Annotated in this window: 16 protein-coding genes; 8 read left to right on the forward strand and 8 right to left on the reverse strand. The window is 74.3% G+C overall.

The window, feature by feature from the left end; translation table 11 throughout:
• Positions 1-47: 47 nt before the first annotated feature.
• Genes ACN265_RS23720 through ACN265_RS23750 form a run of 7 tightly spaced genes read left to right on the forward strand, consistent with a single transcriptional unit; the run spans position 48 to position 6,511 of the window.
• Positions 48-554, forward strand: coding sequence for a hypothetical protein (locus ACN265_RS23720; protein ID WP_421409584.1), 507 nt, complete (start codon positions 48-50; stop codon positions 552-554).
• On the forward strand, positions 551-1,000 hold the full coding sequence (locus ACN265_RS23725; RefSeq protein WP_421409586.1) for a ferritin-like domain-containing protein: 450 nt from the start codon (positions 551-553) through the stop codon (positions 998-1,000). The genes ACN265_RS23720 and ACN265_RS23725 overlap by 4 nt, the downstream gene beginning before the upstream one ends.
• 57 nt (positions 1,001-1,057) lie before the next feature.
• Positions 1,058-1,645 carry a PadR family transcriptional regulator gene (locus ACN265_RS23730; protein ID WP_204923881.1) on the forward strand — a complete coding sequence of 196 codons (588 nt, stop codon included), beginning with the start codon at positions 1,058-1,060 and terminating at the stop codon, positions 1,643-1,645.
• On the forward strand, positions 1,642-2,376 hold the full coding sequence (locus ACN265_RS23735) for an ABC transporter ATP-binding protein (protein WP_421409589.1): 735 nt from the start codon (positions 1,642-1,644) through the stop codon (positions 2,374-2,376). Before ACN265_RS23730 ends, ACN265_RS23735 begins: the two co-directional genes overlap by 4 nt.
• Positions 2,373-5,246, forward strand: coding sequence for an FtsX-like permease family protein (locus tag ACN265_RS23740; RefSeq protein WP_421409592.1), 2,874 nt, complete (start codon positions 2,373-2,375; stop codon positions 5,244-5,246). The genes ACN265_RS23735 and ACN265_RS23740 overlap by 4 nt, the downstream gene beginning before the upstream one ends.
• A gap of 57 nt (positions 5,247-5,303) precedes the next feature.
• Positions 5,304-5,783, forward strand: a complete 480-nt coding sequence (locus ACN265_RS23745) for a nitroreductase family deazaflavin-dependent oxidoreductase (RefSeq protein WP_357928434.1) — start codon at positions 5,304-5,306, stop codon at positions 5,781-5,783.
• Positions 5,780-6,511 carry a nucleotidyltransferase domain-containing protein gene (locus ACN265_RS23750; RefSeq protein WP_307826073.1) on the forward strand — a complete coding sequence of 244 codons (732 nt, stop codon included), beginning with the start codon at positions 5,780-5,782 and terminating at the stop codon, positions 6,509-6,511. Before ACN265_RS23745 ends, ACN265_RS23750 begins: the two co-directional genes overlap by 4 nt.
• A gap of 44 nt (positions 6,512-6,555) precedes the next feature.
• On the opposite strand, the gene ACN265_RS23755 is transcribed toward ACN265_RS23750, so the two are convergent.
• Both ACN265_RS23755 and map read right to left on the reverse strand, forming a co-directional pair.
• Entirely contained in the window at positions 6,556-7,272 is a 717-nt protein-coding gene (locus ACN265_RS23755) for a VIT1/CCC1 transporter family protein (RefSeq protein WP_204923878.1), read from the reverse strand.
• Positions 7,269-8,126, reverse strand: a complete 858-nt coding sequence (map, locus tag ACN265_RS23760; protein WP_088645554.1) for a type I methionyl aminopeptidase — start codon at positions 8,124-8,126, stop codon at positions 7,269-7,271. Before map ends, ACN265_RS23755 begins: the two co-directional genes overlap by 4 nt.
• 88 nt (positions 8,127-8,214) lie before the next feature.
• Here map and ACN265_RS23765 point away from each other — a divergent pair, with 88 nt between their 5' ends.
• Positions 8,215-8,529 carry an STAS domain-containing protein gene (locus tag ACN265_RS23765; protein ID WP_307826072.1) on the forward strand — a complete coding sequence of 105 codons (315 nt, stop codon included), beginning with the start codon at positions 8,215-8,217 and terminating at the stop codon, positions 8,527-8,529.
• Positions 8,530-8,542: 13 nt separating this feature from the next.
• Here ACN265_RS23765 and ACN265_RS23770 read toward each other — a convergent pair whose 3' ends face one another.
• From ACN265_RS23770 to ACN265_RS23795, 6 genes are all read right to left on the reverse strand, one after another.
• Positions 8,543-12,226 carry a SpoIIE family protein phosphatase gene (locus ACN265_RS23770; protein ID WP_421409597.1) on the reverse strand — a complete coding sequence of 1,228 codons (3,684 nt, stop codon included), beginning with the start codon at positions 12,224-12,226 and terminating at the stop codon, positions 8,543-8,545.
• A gap of 175 nt (positions 12,227-12,401) precedes the next feature.
• On the reverse strand, positions 12,402-12,953 hold the full coding sequence (locus tag ACN265_RS23775) for a pyridoxamine 5'-phosphate oxidase family protein (protein ID WP_420119585.1): 552 nt from the start codon (positions 12,951-12,953) through the stop codon (positions 12,402-12,404).
• Between the two features lie 60 nt (positions 12,954-13,013).
• Positions 13,014-13,748 carry a gamma-glutamyl-gamma-aminobutyrate hydrolase family protein gene (locus tag ACN265_RS23780; RefSeq protein WP_420119586.1) on the reverse strand — a complete coding sequence of 245 codons (735 nt, stop codon included), beginning with the start codon at positions 13,746-13,748 and terminating at the stop codon, positions 13,014-13,016.
• Positions 13,745-14,512 carry a 3-oxoacyl-ACP reductase gene (locus ACN265_RS23785; RefSeq protein ID WP_204923873.1) on the reverse strand — a complete coding sequence of 256 codons (768 nt, stop codon included), beginning with the start codon at positions 14,510-14,512 and terminating at the stop codon, positions 13,745-13,747. Before ACN265_RS23785 ends, ACN265_RS23780 begins: the two co-directional genes overlap by 4 nt.
• Before the next feature lie 5 nt (positions 14,513-14,517).
• Complete coding sequence (locus ACN265_RS23790; protein WP_421411603.1) at positions 14,518-15,864, reverse strand: aldehyde dehydrogenase family protein; 1,347 nt, start codon at positions 15,862-15,864, stop codon at positions 14,518-14,520.
• Between the two features lie 114 nt (positions 15,865-15,978).
• A complete protein-coding gene (locus tag ACN265_RS23795; protein ID WP_421409599.1) occupies positions 15,979-17,343 on the reverse strand; it encodes a glutamine synthetase family protein in 1,365 nt (454 codons plus the stop codon).
• Positions 17,344-17,718 lie beyond the last annotated feature (375 nt).

Below are 17,718 nucleotides of genomic sequence, written 5' to 3' on the forward strand. Positions count from 1 at the left end.
CGACGGCGGTCGCCCGGCGGACGCCGGGCATGGTGTTGACTTGTCCGGTGGCCACGGGCAGAACAACGACGCACCACGACGCAACGGGGCAGTCCCGGCGTACCGTGCTGCGGGCCGGCGCGCTCCTGGCGGCCGGCGTCGCCGCCGTACCGCTGACCGGGTGTGGTCTTCTCGACCGCGACGACCCGACCCCGCCGCCCGACCCGCTGGAACCCCTCGCGACGGAGGCCCGGTCGCTGGCCGACCGGCACCGGGCCGCGATCGCCGCCGATCCGGGGCTGGCCGACCGGCTCACCCCGATCGCCGACGCGCACGCCGCGCACGCCGACGAGCTGCGCCGGGTGATCGGCCGCCCCGAACCCTCCGCCGCGGCGTCGCCGGACCCGTCCGCCGCCGGAGGTGACCGCGCCGCCGTACTGGCCGCGCTACGGACGGCCGAGCAGCGCGGCCGGGACAACGCGGCGAAGGCGTGCGCCGACGCGCCGGGCGACCGGGCCGCGCTGCTCGGCGCGATCACCGCCGCCCGTGCCACCCACCTGGAGGCGCTGAAGTGAGCCGCTCCACCGCCCCCGCCACCCCCGGCGACGCGCTCGCCGGGGCGTTGGCCGCCGAATACGCCGCGATCTACGCCTACGGCCCGATCGGGGTGCACCTCACCGACGCCGACCGGCGGGCGGCCCGCGCCGCCGAGGCGGCCCACCGGTCCCGACGCGACGCGCTCGTGCTCCAGCTCAGCGCGGCCGGCGCAACGGTGCCACCCGACCAGGCCGGCTACGCCCTGCCGTTCCCGGTCACCGACCGGGCCACCGCGCTGCGACTGGCGGTGCAGGTGGAGGAGCGCACCGCGGCGTTCTGGCGGGTGGCGCTGCCGGTCACCACCGGCGCGGACCGCACCCGGGCGCTCAACGCGCTGACCGACTGCGCGGTACGGGCCACCCGGTGGCGGCGCAGCGCGGGCGTCACCCCGCTGACCGTCCCGTTCCCCGGCAGTCCCACCTGACCCACCGTCCGTACCCTGCGGTTGCGGTCCGCATACGGGGTATGCATACTCCGTCGCATGTCCATCCGTCACGGCCTGCTCGCCCTGCTCGAGCGCGGCCAGATGTACGGCTACCAGCTGCGGGCCGCGTTCGAGGAGTCGACCGGCTCGACCTGGCCGCTGAACATCGGTCAGGTCTACACCACCCTCAACCGGCTGGAACGCGACGGCCTGGTCCGTTCGCTGCCCGAGCACGAGGGCGGGCAGCGGCCGTACGAGATCACCGATGCCGGACGGGCGGACCTGGCGCTGTGGTTCGTCACCCCGATCAGCCGCAACGACCGCCCCCGCGACGAGCTGTCCATCAAGCTGGCCCTGGCGCTGACCACACCCGGGGTGGACGTGCGGGCGGTGGTGCAGACCCAGCGTGGCGCGACCATGCGTACATTGCAGGAGCTGACCCGGCTCAAGTACACCAGTGACCGGCCGGAGGACCTGCCCTGGCGGCTGGTGCTGGACGCGATGATGTTCCAGGCCGAGGCGGAGATCCGCTGGCTCGACCACTGCGAGACCAGCCTGGTCCGGCACCGGCCGGCGGCCCCCACCGCACGCAGCGGGTCACCGCCGGAGGTGGTGGAGCGGGCCGACCAGGAGGCACACCGGTGACCGGTCCCGACGGCGCGGTGCTCGAACTGCGCAACGTCCACCGCACCCACGGGGGCGGGGAGGCCGCCGTGCACGCGCTGCGCGGGGTGAGCCTCACCGTACGACCGGGCGAGCTGGTGGCCGTGATGGGTCCCTCCGGATCGGGCAAGTCGACCCTGCTCACCCTCGCCGGTGGGCTGGACCGGCCGACCGGCGGGGAGGTGCTGGTCGAGGGGGAGTCGCTCGGCACGCTCGACGGGCGGCGGCTGGCCCGGCTGCGCCGTCGCCGGATCGGCTACGTCTTCCAGGATCTGAACCTGCTCGGCAGCCTCACCGCCGCGGAGAACGTGGCCCTCCCGCTGGAACTCGACGGGGTCGGCGTACGTCAGGCCCGGCGGGCGGCCCTGACGGCGCTGCAGGAGGTCGGCCTGGACGGGCTCGGCGGTCGCTTCCCCGACCAGATGTCCGGGGGCCAGCAGCAACGGGTGGCGATCGCCCGGGCGCTGGTCGGTGACCGGCGGCTGGTGCTCGCCGACGAGCCGACCGGGGCGCTGGACTCGCAGACCGGGGAGGCCGTGCTGCACCTGCTGCGCCGCCGGGTCGACGCGGGCGCGGCCGGGGTGCTGGTGACCCACGAGGCCCGGCACGCCGGCTGGGCCGACCGGGTGGTGTTCCTCCGCGACGGCGTCATGGTCGACTCCACCGCGCCGCTGGCCGGGGTCGAGCACCTGCTCTCCGGAATCGGCCGGTGAGCGCCCCGCCCCCTCCGGACGGACCGTCCCACGCCGACGGCCGGTCCACCCGTCCCCGGCCGGCACCGCCCGACAGCACAGCCCGTCCCGCCCGGCCCGACCGCTGGGCCGGGAACGGCGGCGCAGCCCGGCCCGACGCGGTGGACCGGGCGGGGCTGCCCGGTCGGCTCGCCGGCACGGTCGGGTCCTGGCGGGCGGCGCTGCGGATCGCCCGCCGGGAGGCACGGCGGGCGCGGGGGCGTACCGCGCTGGTGCTGACGATGATCGCGCTGCCGGTGCTGGTGCTGAGCTTCGTGGCGGTCACCTACGACATGGCCGACCTCACCCGGGAGGAGCGTTTCGTCCAGCGGGCCGGCGCCGCCGACGTCGAGCTGAGTTGGGTGGCGGAGAACCCCATCCACCAGGACTCCTGGGGGGACACGAACTGGGCCCGTACGGGTGAGCAGGTGACCCGGGACCGGCCGGTGGGCCAGGCGGAGATCGAGGCGCTGCTGCCGGCCGGCAGCAGCGCCAGCCGGGTCAGCTGGTGGGTGCCGTTCGAGGTGCGGATCGGCGACCGGACCAGGATCCTCGACGGGCGGGCGCTGGACCTGACCGACGCGGTGGCCCGCTCGACGGTGCGGCTGCGCTCCGGGCGGGTCCCCACCGCACCCGACGAGGTCGCGGTGAGCGCGCAGGCCGCCGCCCGGATGGGCGTCCGGGTGGGCGGGTCGGTCGACGCGGCCGACGGCACCCGCCGGTGGCGGGTGGTCGGCGTGGTCGAGTTCCCCGACCAGCTCGGGGAGATCGTCGCCCTGACCCCGGCCGGGCTGCCCCGGGACGGGCGGAGCTACGACGAGAGCTGGCTGGTCGACCTCCCCGGCCCGGTGGATGCCGCGCTGGTGGACCGGCTCAACGCGCACGGCGTGCTGGTCAGCGCCCGGAATCCGGTGCCGGGTGCCCGTTCCCCCGACGGGTCGACGCTCTACCTGCCCGATCCGGTGCTGGCGAGCAACACGGTGCTGGTCGGCGGCCTCGGTCTGCTGGAGGTCGTCCTGCTGGTCGGCCCGGCCTTCGCCGTGGGGGTCCGGCGGCGGCGGCGGGACCTGGCGCTGGTCGCGGTGGCCGGCGGCGACCCGGTGCACCTGCGGCGGATCGTGCTCGCCGACGGGGTGGTCCTCGGTGGGCTCGGGGCGGCGTGCGGGCTGCTGCTCGGGGTCACCGCCGCGCTCGTCGGCCGGTCGCTGGTCGAGGAGCACGTGCTGGGGGCGCGCAGCGGGGGCTACCGGGTCTTCCCGGCGGCGCTCGCCGCGATCGCGGCGGTCGCGGTGCTCGCCGGGGTGCTGGCCGCGCTCGCCCCGGCGCTGGCCGCCGCCCGGCAGGACGTGGTGGCCGGGTTGGCCGGTCGCCGGACCGCACCCCCGCACCGCCGCCGCTGGCTTCTCCTCGGGGTGGCGCTGACCGTGCTGGGCAGCGGGGCCGCCGCCCTGGGCGCCGCGAGGGGCGACACCCCGTTGATCCTCGCCGGATTGGTCCTGGGCGAGCTGGGCCTGGTCTTCTGCACGCCCACGCTGATCGGTCTGCTGGCCCGGTTCGGTCCGCTGCTGCCGCCCGCGCCCCGGATCGCGCTGCGCGACGCCAGCCGCAACCGCTCGTCGGCCGCCCCGGCCATCTCCGCGGTGATGGCCGCCGTCGCCGGCAGCGTCGCTCTGGGCGTCTACGTGGCCAGCAACGACGCCCGTGAACGAGCCGACTGGCAACCGGGGATGCCGCCGGGCCGGGTGCTGCTGCTGCGCGCCGACCGCGACGGCACCGGACCGCTGCCCCCGTTGCCGCTGATCACCGAGCGGGTGCGCGCCGAGCTGGGCACCGACGCGGTGCTGCCGGTGGCGACGCCCGGCTGCACCGAGGTGCGCGACCCGGGCGCCTACTGCACGGTCGCGCCGGTGCTGCCCGCCGGCCGGGCATGCCCGTACGACCCGGAGTCGTACCAGACGGCCGAGGCCCGTCGCGCGGCGCTGGACGACCCGCGCTGCGTCCCGCCGGTCCGCATCGTCAGCGGCTTCTACCTGCCCGCCATGGTCGACGACGGCACCGCCCTGGGGGTGCTCAGCGGCGCGCCGGCGGCCGAGGTGGCGGCGGCGGCCGCCGTGCTGCGTGCCGGTGGCGTGGTGGTGAGCGACCCCCGCTACGTGGTCGACGGCCGGGTGACGGTCCGGGTCGACCGGTCGACCGGCGGTTCCCGGCCGCCGGTGGTGAACACCGTCACCCTCCCCGGTCACCTGCTGCGCGACGGGCTGCCGGTGGACCGGCTGGTGCTCTCCCCCGCCGCCGCCGCCCGGGCCGGTCTGCGCACGGAGCCTGTCGGTTTCGCCGTCGACACCCGGTCCGCGCCCACCGCCGCGCAGCTCGACCGGGTGGTCACCGCACTGCGGCCGTTGCTGCCGGTGTCGGCGCAGATCGAGCGGGGTCCGCCCCGCTCGGAGCAGCGGCCGTTGCTGCTCCTGCTGGCGGCCGGCGCCGGGGTGATCACCCTGGGCGCGGCCGGGGTGGCCACCGGGCTCGCCGCGGCGGAGGGCCGCCGGGACCTCTCCACGCTCGCGGCGGTGGGGGCCAGTCCCCGGGTACGCCGGGTGCTCTCGCTCTGCCAGGCGGGGGTGATCGCCGTGGTGGGCTCGGCGCTCGGCATCGCGGCCGGGCTCGGCTCCGCCCTGATCATCCTGACCTCGACGAACCGCCAGTACGCGCAGAGCTGGCCGACCCAGACGCCGTACCCGATGGTGGTGCCCTGGCAGACCCTCGGCGTGCTGGTGGTGGTGCCGCTGGTGGCGATGCTCGGTGCCGGCCTGTTCACCCGGTCCCGCCTCACGGTCGAACGTCGGCTGGACTGAGCGGCCCGCCGGCAGCCGGTGGGTGCGGACACCGCGTCGACCAGGCAGACTGGCCGGGTGCCCGTACTCGGAACCCTCACCCGGCGGCTCGGTCACCACACGTGGTTCGGTGCCACCATGCGCCTGCTCGTCCCCGTCGACCGGGCGGTCGGACGGCTCACCCGGGGTCGGGTGGTCGCGCTGGGGCTGGTCCCCTCGCTGATCATCACGACCACCGGGCACCGTTCCGGCCTGCCGCGCAGCAACCCCCTGCTGTACGTGCCGGACGGCGACGGGTTCGTGGTGATCGGCTCCAACTGGGGTCAGCGGCACCAGCCCGGTTGGGTGCTCAACCTGCTCGCCCGGCCGCAGGCGGAGGTGGCCGTCAAGGGACGTCGGCTCGCCGTCCGCGCCGACCTGGCGACCGGGGCCGAGCGGGAACGGCTCTGGCAGTTGCTGGTCACCGAGTGGCCGGCGTACCGGACGTACGTGCAGCGGGCCGGCGGCCGGGAGATCCACATCTTCCGGCTGGCCCCGACCGGTGCCGACCTGCCGTGACCGTGCCGGAGCCGGCGGCCGGGGTGGACCTGGACGATCCGCGTTGGCAGGTCGCCGGGCGGGTGGCCGACGCGGCGCGGCGACGCTTCCCGGCGGACATCCTCGCGGTGGCCGTGCACGGTCCGCTGGCGCACGGCGACGACGACGGTGGCGGGGACGCCGAGGTCGACCTGCTGCTGGTCACCTACCGGGCGGGCGGCGGCCCGGCCCCGTCGACCCGGCGGGTGGACGGGGTGCTGGTGGCGCTGACCGTGGCCGACGCCGACGGCTACCTGCGGCGGGCCCGGACGCTGACCCCGGCCTGGCCGCTGACCGCCGACCGGTACGTCACCACCGTCGCGCTGTACGACCCGACCGGCTGGCTGCGCACCCTGCGCGACGAGCACCTGGGCCGGCTGGCCCGGGCCCGGCCGGCCGAGTTCAGCACCGCCGCCCGGGACGCCTGGTACCGGGGCTGGGCGGCGCACGCCCGCGCGGCCCGGCTCGCCGAGTGGTACGAGACCGACCAGGCGCTGGTCATGCTGGGTGAGGCACGGCTGGCGGCGGCAACGGTCAGCGGCCTGCTCAGCCGCACCTACTTCCGGGACCCGGGCGACGCGGTGCGGCGTACCGGGCTGGCCGGCGCGGACATGACCGAGGTGGGCCGGGTGCTGACCGGGCAGGCCGAGGAGCTGACCGCCCGGGGCCGACCGGTCGACGGCACGGTGGACGACCTGCTCACCGGCTGAGCCCCGGCACCGCCGGACCGACCTTGGCGACCGACCGGGCAGGTCTAGCCGAGGCCGCCCTGCACCCCGATGAGCATCCCGACCAGGTAGGTCGCGCCGGCCGCCGCCGCGCCGAGCAGCAGCTGCCGCAGCCCGCCGGCCCACCACGGGCGGTGGGTGAACCGGGCCACCACCGCCCCGGCCGCGAAGAGCCCCACCCCGCCGACGGCGAGCGCCAGCGCCAGGCTGGTGGAGCCGAGCAGGTAGCTCAGCAGCGGGAGCAGCGCGCCGACGGAGAAACAGAGGAACGACGAGATCGCCGCCGCCCAGGGGCTGGGTTGTTCGTCGGGGTCGACACCCAGTTCCTCCCGGACGTGCACCCGCAGCGCCTCCTCCGGGTTGCGGCGTACCGCCTCGGCGACCTGGTCGGCCAGGTCACGCGGCAGGCCCCGGGCCACCCAGGCGTCGGACAGCTCCCGGGCCTCGGCCTCCGGGTGGCGTTCCAGCTCGCGGCGTTCCTTGGCCACCTCGGCGGCGACCTGCTCGTTGGCCGACCGGACGCTGGTGTACTCGCCCAGCCCCATCGAGATGGCGCCGGCGACCAGGCCGGCGGTGCCGGTGAGCACGATGCTGTGCGCCGACACCCCACCGCCGCCGACCCCGGCGATCAGGGCGATGTTGGTGACCAGACCGTCCATCGCGCCGAAGACGGCGGGCCGCAGCCAGCCGCCGGACACGTCCGCGTGGTGCGCCTCGCGCAGCGCCGCCGGGGTCTCGGTCACGGCAGGGTGAGGATCTCGAAGCCGTCGTCGGTGACGACGATGGTGTGCTCGAACTGGGCCGTCCACTTCCGGTCCTTGGTGACGACCGTCCAGCCGTCGTCCCACATGTCGTACTGGTAGGTGCCGAGGGTGATCATCGGCTCGACGGTGAAGGTCATGCCGGGTTCCATGATGTCGGTGGGCCGGGGGCTGTCGTAGTGCGGCACGTACAGGCCGCTGTGGAAGGCCTCGCCGATGCCGTGGCCGGTGAAGTCACGGACCACCCCGTAGCCGAACCGCTTGGCGTACGACTCGATGACCCGGCCGATCACGTTGATCTGCCGGCCGGGGCGGACCGCCCGGATGCCGCGCATCATCGCCTCGTGGGTGCGCTCGACCAGCAGCCGGGCCTCCTCGCTCACCTCGCCCACGCAGAAGGTGGCGTCGGTGTCGCCGTGCACCCCGTCGAGGTAGGCGGTGACGTCGACGTTGACGATGTCACCGTCGGCGAGCACCGTCGAGTCGGGGATGCCGTGGCAGATGACCTCGTTGATGCTGGTGCAGCAGGACTTGGGGAAGCCCCGGTAGCCCAGCGTCGACGGGTAGGCGCCGTGGTCGACGAGGAACTCGTGCACCACCCGGTCGATCTCGTCGGTGGTGACCCCGGGCTTGCAGTGTGCGCCCGCGAGCTGGGTGGCCTGCGCCGCCAACCGGCCGGCGACCCGCATCTTCTCGATGGTCTGCGGGGTCTGCACGTGCGAGCCGCGCCACTGCTGGGGTTGCTTGCGGCCCACGTACTCCGGGCGGGCGATGTGGTCGGGGACCGCTCGCCACGGGGAGAGTGTGCCGGGGGTGAGCGGGGCACGGACGGTCATGACGACAGCCTATCTCCGGAGGGCGGAGGGCCTCCCGCACGGCCCGGCGGTTGTTGCCGCCACCACCGGGCTGTGCAATGGTGGCGGGGTGGATCTGGAGGGCGAACCGCCCGTGTTCTCCGCGCGCGCGGAGAACACCGGGGACCACGTCCGCGTCACGGTGACCGGCGAGGTCGACATGGCCACCGCGGACACCATGGTCCAGACCACCCTCCGTGAGCCGGCCCGGCAGGTCACCCTGGATCTGCGCGCGGTCACCTTCTTCGACTCCGCCGCCATCCACGCGGTGGTCCAGCTCGCCCGGCGGTTCCCGGGGGCGCTGACCGTTTTCCCGTCCCGGCAGGTCAGCCGGGTGCTGGAGATCTCCGGCCTGGGCGGGCAGGAGTGGCTGCGCCCGCTCTGACCCGGGGCCCGGCTCAGTCGGCCAGCCGGCGGCGCAGCGACACCTCCGTCCCCTCGTCGGTACGGCGCACCGACAGCTCGCCCAGCGCCTCGATCAGCGCGAGTCCCCGGCCCCGGAACCCGGCCCCGGTCGACTCCCGCCACCGGCCGCTGTCGCGCACCGTCGCCACCACCGTCCGGTCGACGATCGACACCTCGACCACGATCGTCGGCTCCACCGGCGCGACCGGGTGCTCGATGGCGTTGGCGGCGGCCTCGGACACGGCGACGATCAGGTCGAACAGGTCGTTCTCGCCGACGGAGTGCGCGACCAGGAAGTCCTCCAGCCGCTTGCGCAGCACGCTGAGCCGGGTCGGGTCGGCGGGCAGCCGCAACGCGAACCGGTTCAGCTCGGCGGCCTCCAGGGCCAGCACCGCGACGTCGTCGTGCCGGCTGCGCCCGTCGACCCGCCCTACCACCGCGTCCACCAGGTCGGCCACGTGTCCGCCGCCGGCACCGGCAGCGGCGTCCGCCCGGAGCTGGGCGAGGGCCGCGTCGATGCCGGCCCGCCGGTCCTCGATCAGGCCGTCGGTGTAGAGCAGCAGCCGACCGCCGGGGGCGAGTCCACCCTCGACGGTGCGGTAGTCGGTGCCGGTGAGCGCCCCGATGGGCGGCCCGAGGGCCTGTTCGTGCAGGAAGGCCACGTCGTCTCCTCGGATCAGCAGGGGGGACGGATGACCGGCGCTGGCGTACCGCAGCCGGCCGGTGCGCGGAGTGAAGGAGAGGCAGAACACGGTGGCGAACGACTGCCGCTCGGTCGAGCCGACCAGCCGGTTGAGCCGGGTCAGCGCCTGCCCCGGGTCGTAGCCCTCCAGCAGGTAGGCCCGCAGGCCGTTGCGGAGCTGACCCATCGCGGCGGCGGCCCGGACGCCCTTGCCGACGACGTCGCCGATGACCAGCACCACCTCGTCGTCGCCGGTGCCGATCACGTCGTACCAGTCGCCGCCGACCTCGACGTCGGTGCTGCCGGGCAGGTAGCAGCTGGCCATCACCGCACCCGGGAGCTGGGGCAGCGAACGCGGCAGCAGGCTGTGCTGCAGCGTGGTGGCGATCCGGTGTTCGGCCTCGTAGAGCTGCGCGTTCTCCAGTCGTACGCCGACCAGGCGGGCCAGTTCCCCGACGGCGGCGTGCTCGGTGCCGTCGCCCTCCCGACGCCAGACCCGCAGCTCGCCGAGCTGCCCACCGGTGCTGCCGGTCAGCGGCAGCACCTGGGACGGCTGGTCGGTGCTGGCACCACCGCCGTCGACCTCGTGCCGCGCGCCGGTGACCGTGGTGACCGACACCCGGGCCGCCTCGGCGAGGTGCAGGGCGTGCCGGGCGGCGACCCGGACCACGTCGGCGGTCGACTTCGCGGTGTTGACCGCCACAGCGGCGTCCGCGAGCGCCCGCAGCCGGCGGATGATCTGACCCCGCAACTGGCCCAGTTCGACGTTGGCCCGGACCCGGGCGATCAGCTCGGTGCCGGAGAACGGCTTGGTGAGGTAGTCGTCGGCGCCCACCGAGAGACCGGCGACCGCCTCGGCGGAACCGGCCCGCGCGGAGAGCAGCACGATCGGCACGTACCGGGTGGCCGGGTTACCGCGCAGCGCGGTGACCAGGCCGAAGCCGTCCAGCCGGGGCATCATCACGTCGGTGAGCACCAGGTCGAACCGGCCTGCGGTGGCCTCCTGGAGGGCCACCGCGCCGTCCGGTACGGCCACCACCTCGTACTCGGGACTGAGCAGGCGGGTGACGTGTTCGCGCAGGTCGGCGTTGTCGTCGGCGAGCAGGATCCGGCCGCCCCGGGCGGGGTGGCCGGTGGCCGGGGCGGGCCGCCCGTCACCGGCCGGGTCGGGCCGGTCGGTCCACCGGGCGGTCTCCGTGACATAGAGCGACGCCTGCACCGACTCGCTGGTGGGCAGCGGCGCGGCGGCGGCGACCCGGTCGGGCGGCAGGTGCGCGGAGCCGAACGGGACGGTCACGGTGACCGTGGTGCCGTGGTCGACCCGGCTGGTGGCGGCGACCGTGCCGCCGTGCATCTCGACCAGTTCACGGACGAGGGCCAGGCCGATCCCGGTGCCCTCGTGGGTACGCGAGCGGACCCCCGGCACCCGGTGGAACCGCTCGAAGACGTGTGGCAACTCCTCGGCGGCGATGCCGACCCCGGTGTCGACCACCTCCAGCCGGGCCGTGCCGTCGACCGCGACCACCCGGACCCGGATCTCCCCGTCGAAGGTGAACTTCAGCGCGTTGGAGAGCAGGTTGAAGACGATCTTCTCCCACATGTCGCGGTCCAGGAGGACCGGCGCGGGCAGCGGCGGGCAGTCGACCACGAGCCGCAGCCCGGCCCGCTCGGTCGCGGAGCGGAAGGTGCTGGCCAGCCGGGAGGTGTATTGGGCCAGGTCGGTGGGCTGGTAGTGGGCGGCCAGCCGGCCTGATTCCAGCCGGGAGAAGTCGAGCACCGTGTTGACCAGCTTGAGCAGGCGCAGCCCGTTGCGGTGCATCATGGTCAGCCGGTCGAGGTGCTCGGCGGACAGCGTCGGGTCGGCCAGCATCTCCTCCAACGGGCCGAGGACGAGGGTCAGCGGGGTGCGGAACTCGTGGCTGACGTTGGCGAAGAAGTTGGTCTTGGCGCGGTCGAGCGCGGCCAACTCGGCGGCGCGGGCCCGCTCCTGCTCGTACACCCGCTGCTGGCCGACCACCCGGGACACCTGCGCGGCGATCAGGCCGAGGAAGTCGCGGTACTCGTCGGTGAACGGCAGCCGGGCGGACCGGCCGACCACCAGCGCCCCGGCGGGCTCGCTGGTGGCGGTGAGCGGCAGCACCAGCGCCCGGGGGGCGACGTCGTCCGGCACCGCGCCGAGCAGCTCGGCCACCTCGATCTCGGCGGCCACCCCGCCGGCGGCCACCCGGGCCAGCGTGGCCGGCGGCTCGGCCGGCACCCGGGCGGGATCGACGCCGCTGGCCCCGGCCGGCACCGGCCGACCGGTCTCGTCGGTCAGGTAGACCAGGGCGAACGGCACGTCGGCCCGGTGCCCGTCGAGCACCGCCGCCGTGGCCCGCCCCAGCTCGGCCATGCTGCCGGCCGCGCCGAGCCGGACGCCGAGTTCGGCCAGGGCCCGCAGCCGGCGTTCCCCGACGACCCGGCCGGTGGTCTCGTTGACGAAGCAGAAGACGCCGTTGACGCTGCCGTCGTCGTCGCGAATCGGGTCGTAGGAGATGTCGAAGTAGACCCGCTCGACGAAGCCGTGCCGGTCGAGCAGGAACGGGTGGTTCTCACCCCGGTAGGACTCGCCGCTGCGGCGTACCCCGTCGAGCAGGGGGCCGAGCACCTCCCAGGTCTCGGCCCAGTGTTCCCTGGCGGGTCGGCCGAGCGCCACGGGATGCTTGTCGCCGATGGTGGGCCGGTAGGCGTCGTTGTAGAAGGCCAACTGGTCGGGGCCCCAGAACATGACGATCTGGGCCCGCGAGGAGAGCATCATGCCGATGGCGTGGCTCAGCGCCGCCGGCCAGGTGTCGGGGCTGCCGAGCGGGCTGGCCGCCCAGTCGTGTCCGCTCAGCCGACCGCCCATCTCGCCGCCCGCCGCGAACGCCCCGGTCAGCCACGGGGGCAGTACGCGGTCGGCGGACGACGGTGCGGACAGCCCACGGCCATCCTCGCCCCCACGGGCCGAGCTCATCCGCGCCCCCTGCTTCGGCCGGTCGTGCCCCCCAGAACGCCTCGGCTCACGCCGGTCGCGTCCGTCTTCTACCCCGACGGATCAGGAACGTAACGCACAGGTTCCGACGGACGCTGGTAACCCGTGCCTCATCCTGCCGTCATCTGCCCGACAGCGCACGGTGAGGGGCCGGCGCTCAGAAGACCGGCAGGCCGTCGATGCTGGCCGCGTTCTTGGTCGCCCGGTAGGTGACCAGATCCTCGGCGGTGCGCCGGGAGTGTGACGTGAGCAACAGGTCCCGGTCGGAGCGGTAGTCCATCAGGGGCACCGCGTAGCCGCAGGAGTCGCTGACCCGGTCCACGGTCACCCCGATCACCGCCCGCACGGCGTGCACGTCGGGCGGCTCGGGGAAGTCGGTCAGCAGCGCCGCGAAGCCGGGGTCGGTGACCGGGGTGGCGACACCCCGCCCGTGCAGTCGGACGATCTTCGGTGGGCCGTCGAAGGCGCAGAACATCAGCGTGATCCGGCCGTTGTCCCGCAGGTGGGCGATCGTCTCCGCGCCGCTGCCGTGGTAGTCGAGCCAGGCCACCCGGTGCGGCCCGAGCACGACGAAGGTGCCCCGCATGCCCTTGGGGGAGACGTTGACGTGCCCCCCGCTGCCGCTGGGCGCGGTGGCCACGAAGAACATCGGCTGCGCCTCGACGAACTCCCGCAGTCGCCCGTCCAGCGCCGGATACACGGTCCCCATGCCGTCATCCTGCCGCCGCTGACCGCATTCCGGGACAGGTTTCCCAGCTGGCAGGAAGCGTCAGCGGTCCCGGGCCGCCCTCACCAGGGCGCTCACCGGGCGCGGGTCGTCGTCGTTCTCCGGATGCCACTGCACCCCGAGCAGGAACCGTCGCGCCGGGTCCTCCACCGCCTCCACCACCGAGTCGTCGGCCCAGCCGGTGACCGTGAGCCGCCCCGGATCGGCCACCGCCTGGTGGTGGTACGAGTTGACCCGGTCCACCCCGGCCAGCACCGACGCCGTCCGGGTCCCCGGCGCGAACCGCACCGGATGCGCCCCGTACACCCCCGGGGCGGGGCGGTGCCGGTCGTGACCCACCACGTCCGGCAGGTGCTGGTGCAGCGACCCGCCGTACGCGACGGCCAGCAACTGCATGCCCCGGCACACCCCCAGCACCGGCAGGTCCACGGCGAGGGCGGCAGCCAGCAGGGCAGACTCCCCGGCGTCCCGGTCGGGCCGGGGCTCGGTACGCGGGTCCGCCGGCTGGCCGTAACGCTCCGGGCCGACGTCCGCGCCACCGGCCAGCAGCAGCCCGTCGAGCACGTCCACCACGTCGGCGTCCAGGTCGTCCGGGGGCAGCACCACGGCCCGGCCCCCGGCGGCGGTCACCGAGCGGACGTACGCCTGCGGGATCAGCGACGCCGGCACGTCCCGCCAGACGGCCCAGCTCGCCGGCTCGACGTACCCGGTGATGCCGATCAGCGGACGCGCCCTGCGGCCGGACGGCCCGGCGCCGCCACCCGCCGGCCCGCTCACAGCGGGGTGACGTACGCGCCGGTGATGCCGCCGTCGACGACGAACTGCGCGGCGGTCATGAACGACGCGTCGTCGCTGGCCAGGAACGCCACCGCGGCGGCGATCTCCTCCGGTGCGCCGAACCGGCCCATCGGCACGTGCACCAGCCGGCGGGCGGCCCGCTCCGGGTCGGCGGCGAACAGCTCCATCAGCAGCGGGGTGGCGACCGGGCCGGGGCAGAGCGCGTTGACCCGGATGCCCTCCCGGGCGAACTGCACGCCCAGCTCCCGGGTCATCGCCAGCACCCCGCCCTTGCTCGCGGTGTACGCGATCTGCGAAGTGGCCGCCCCCATCAGCGCCACGAACGAGGCGGTGTTGATGATCGAACCCTTGCCCTGCCGGCGCATGTGCGGAATCGCGTACTTGCAGCACAGGTAGACGCTGGTGGTGTTGACCCGCAGCACCCGCTCCCAGGCGTCCAGCCCGGTGTCGAGGATCGAGTCGTCGTCGGGTGGGGAGATGCCGGCGTTGTTGAACGCCACGTCGACCCGGCCGTGCCGCTGCACGACCCCGTCGAAGAGGTCCCGCACGGCCGCCTCGTCGGCGACGTCGGTGTGCACGTACTCGCCGCCGACCTCCTCGGCGGCCCGCCCACCGGCCTCGTCGTCGATGTCGACGCAGACCACCCGGGCCCCCTCGGCGGCGAACCGCCGCACGGTGGCCAACCCGATCCCGCTGCCCGCCCCGGTCACCACGGCGACCCGGTCCTGTAGCCGACCCTGCACTGGCGTCACTCCTCTGTGCCGATGAAGACGTTCTTGACGTCGGTGAAGGCGTGCAGCGCGTCCGGGCCCAGCTCACGGCCGAGCCCGGAACGCTTCATCCCACCGAACGGGGTCCAGTAGCGCACCGAGGAGTGTGAGTTGACGCTCAGGTTGCCCGCCTCCACGGCGCGGGCCAGCCGCAACGCCCGGCCGACGTCCCGGGTCCAGATCGAGCCGGACAGGCCGTACTCGGTGTCGTTGGCGAGCCGGACCGCATCGGCCTCGTCGTCGAAGGGGAGCACCGAGACGACCGGCCCGAAGATCTCCTCCCGCCAGTGCCGGTCGGCCGGGGAGTCGGCGAGCAGCACCGTCGGGGCGTGCCAGAAGCCGGGGCCGTCGGGCCGGTTGCCGGTGAACGCGACCCTCGCACCGTCGAGGTAGCCCGCGACCCGGTCCCGGTGGGCGGCGGAGATCAGCGGGCCCATCTCGGCGGTCTCGGCGGCCGGGTCCTCCACCCGCAGGGCCCGGACCGCCGGTTCCAGCAGTTCCAGGAACCGGTCGTAGACCGGGCGCTGGACCAGGATCCGGGAGCGGGCGCAGCAGTCCTGGCCTGCGTTGTCGAACACGGCGTACGGCGCGGTGGCCGCCGCCTTCTCCAGGTCGGCGTCGGCGAAGACCAGGTTGGCGCTCTTGCCGCCCAACTCCAGGGTGACCCGCTTCACCTGGGCGGCACAGCCGGCCATGATCCGGGTGCCCACCTCGGTCGAGCCGGTGAAGCAGACCTTGCGGACGGCCGGGTGGGTGACGAACCGTTCGCCGACCACGTCGCCCCGGCCGGGCAGCACGGTGAACACGCCCTCCGGCAGGCCGGCTTCGCGCCCCAACTCCGCCAGGCGCAGCGCGGTCAGCGGGGTCAGCTCGGCGGGCTTGAGCACGACCGTGTTGCCGGCGGCCAGCGCGGGGGCGAAACCCCAGGCGGCGATCGGCATCGGGAAGTTCCACGGCACGATCACCCCGACCACGCCGAGCGGTTCGTGGAAGGTGACGTCCCAGCCGCCCGGCACCGGGATCTGCTGCCCGGTCAACCGCTCCGGCGCCCCCGCGTAGTAGTCGAGCACGTCGCGGACGTTGCCCGCCTCCCACCGCGCATTGCCGATGGTGTGCCCGGAGTTACGCACCTCCAGCCGCGCCAACTCCTCCAGGTGCGCGTCCACCAGCCCCGCGAACCGCCGCAGAACCCGCCCCCGCTCCCCCGGCGCCACCTGACGCCACGCCTCGAACGCACCAGCAGCCCGCGAGATAGCCGCATCCACCTCCCCCGGTCCGGTGGCCGCCACCTCCCCCACCACATCCCCGCTCGCCGGATCAACCACCCGCGTCACACCCCACCCCTTTCCCCGTCGATCATGGAGTTGTGGCGCCCCGCATGAACCACATACCGCCACACGTCGCCCACCACAACTCCATGATCGACGCCGCAGCGGGGGTCAGAGGCGTTCGAAGCCACGGGTTAGTTCCCAGTCGGTTACCGCGGCGTCGAAGGCCGCCAGTTCGACCTTTGCCTGGTTGGCGTAGTGGGCGTGGACCTCGTCGCCGAAGGCCGACCGGGCGATGTCGGAGTTCTGCCAGAGGGTCAGGGCGTCGCGGAGGGTGGGTGGGACGCGTTCGGCGGACGGGTCGTCGTAGGCGTTGCCGGTGCACTCGTCGGCCAGCTCCAGCTCCTGCTCGATGCCGTGCACCGCCCCGGCGACCAGGGCGGCGATCGCCAGGTACGGGTTGACGTCCGCGCCGGGCACCCGGTTCTCCACCCGCATCCCCTGCCCGTGGCCGACCAGCCGCAGCGCACAGGTGCGGTTGTCGGTGCCCCAGCGCAGCGCGGTCGGCGCGAACGAGCCGGGCTGGTAGCGCTTGTAGGAGTTGATGTTCGGGGCGAACAGCACGCTCATCTCGCGCATGGTGGCGAGCAGCCCGGCCAGCACCCGCTGCCCGGTGACGCTGAGCTGCGCCGGCCCGTCGCCGAGCATCGCCGAGCGGCCGTCGACGTCGCGCAGCGAGAAGTGGATGTGGCAGGAGTTGCCCTCCCGGGCGTTGGGCTTGGCCATGAACGTGATCGACACGCCCTCCTGGGCGGCGATCTCCTTCGCCCCGTTCTTGTAGATCACGTGGTGGTCGGCGCAGGCCACCGCATCGTCGTAGCGGAAGGCGATCTCGTGCTGGCCGAGGTTGCACTCGCCCTTGGCGCTCTCCGGGGTCAGCCCCGCGCCGGCCATCTCGGTGCGGATGCGACGCAGCAGCGGCTCCACCCGGGCGGTGCCGAGCAGCGAGTAGTCCACGTTGTACTGGTTGGCCGGGGTGAGGTCGCGGTAGCCGCGCCGCCAGGCCTCCTCGTACGAGTCGCGGTAGAGGACGAACTCCAGCTCGGTGCCGGCGTACGCGGTCAGCCCGTGGTCGGCCAGCCGGTCGAGCTGCCGGCGCAGGATCTGCCGGGGCGAGGCGACCACCGGGCCGGAGCCGTCGAGCCACTCCAGGTCGGCCAGGAGCAGCACGCTGCCCGGCTGCCACGGCATCCGGCGCAGGGTGGACAGGTCGGGGCGCATGGCGAAGTCGCCGTAGCCGCGTTCCCAGCTCGACATGGCGTACCCGTCGACGGTGTTCATGTCGACGTCCACCGCGAGCAGATAGTTGCAGCCCTCGCTGCCGTTGGCGACGACCTGGTCGAGGAAGAACGGGGCGTGGAACCGTTTGCCCTGGAGGCGGCCCTGCATGTCGGTCAGGGCGAGCACCACCGTGTCGATCTCGCCATCGGCGACGGCGACCCGGAGCTGTTCCAACGTGAGCGGGGCTTTCCTCATCCGTGCGCCTCCATCACCAAGGTCTACCGGCCGAGCGGATCACCGTCAATGCCCCGTCCGGGCGGGCCGGCAAACCCCTGACCCGGGTGCCCGGTCGGACCCGGTCCGGAGACGGCGGCCCGGCCTGCGAGGGCCCGCCCGTGGCCCGGAGCCGGACGCGACCCCGACGCGCGAAACGAGCGGAAATTGTCGTACGCACAACGACGGAAATGCTTTTCCCAAAGGCGGGAAAGAAGCGCCGCGACACGCCACTCATCCGTTCGGACACATAGCCGGCCACACCGATCGGTAATCGCACGGCGACCTTGCGTGAAAGTTGGAACCCTTGCCAGAATTTGAGCCGGCCGGTGCGACGCACGGCACTTCGTCGGCCGA

This window comes from Micromonospora sp. WMMD730, from assembly GCF_049178955.1.
GTDB classification, from domain to species: domain Bacteria; phylum Actinomycetota; class Actinomycetes; order Mycobacteriales; family Micromonosporaceae; genus Micromonospora; species Micromonospora wenchangensis.

Bases quoted from the DNA above. Each gene is read 5' to 3' on its own strand.
- ACN265_RS23730 (WP_204923881.1), top strand. From the start codon at position 1,058: ATGTCCATCCGTCACGGCCTGCTCGCCCTGCTCGAGCGCGGCCAGATG.
- map (WP_088645554.1), bottom strand. From the start codon at position 8,126: ATGACCGTCCGTGCCCCGCTCACCCCCGGCACACTCTCCCCGTGGCGA.
- ACN265_RS23770 (WP_421409597.1), bottom strand. From the start codon at position 12,226: ATGAGCTCGGCCCGTGGGGGCGAGGATGGCCGTGGGCTGTCCGCACCG.
- ACN265_RS23775 (WP_420119585.1), bottom strand. From the start codon at position 12,953: ATGGGGACCGTGTATCCGGCGCTGGACGGGCGACTGCGGGAGTTCGTC.
- ACN265_RS23795 (WP_421409599.1), bottom strand. From the start codon at position 17,343: ATGAGGAAAGCCCCGCTCACGTTGGAACAGCTCCGGGTCGCCGTCGCC.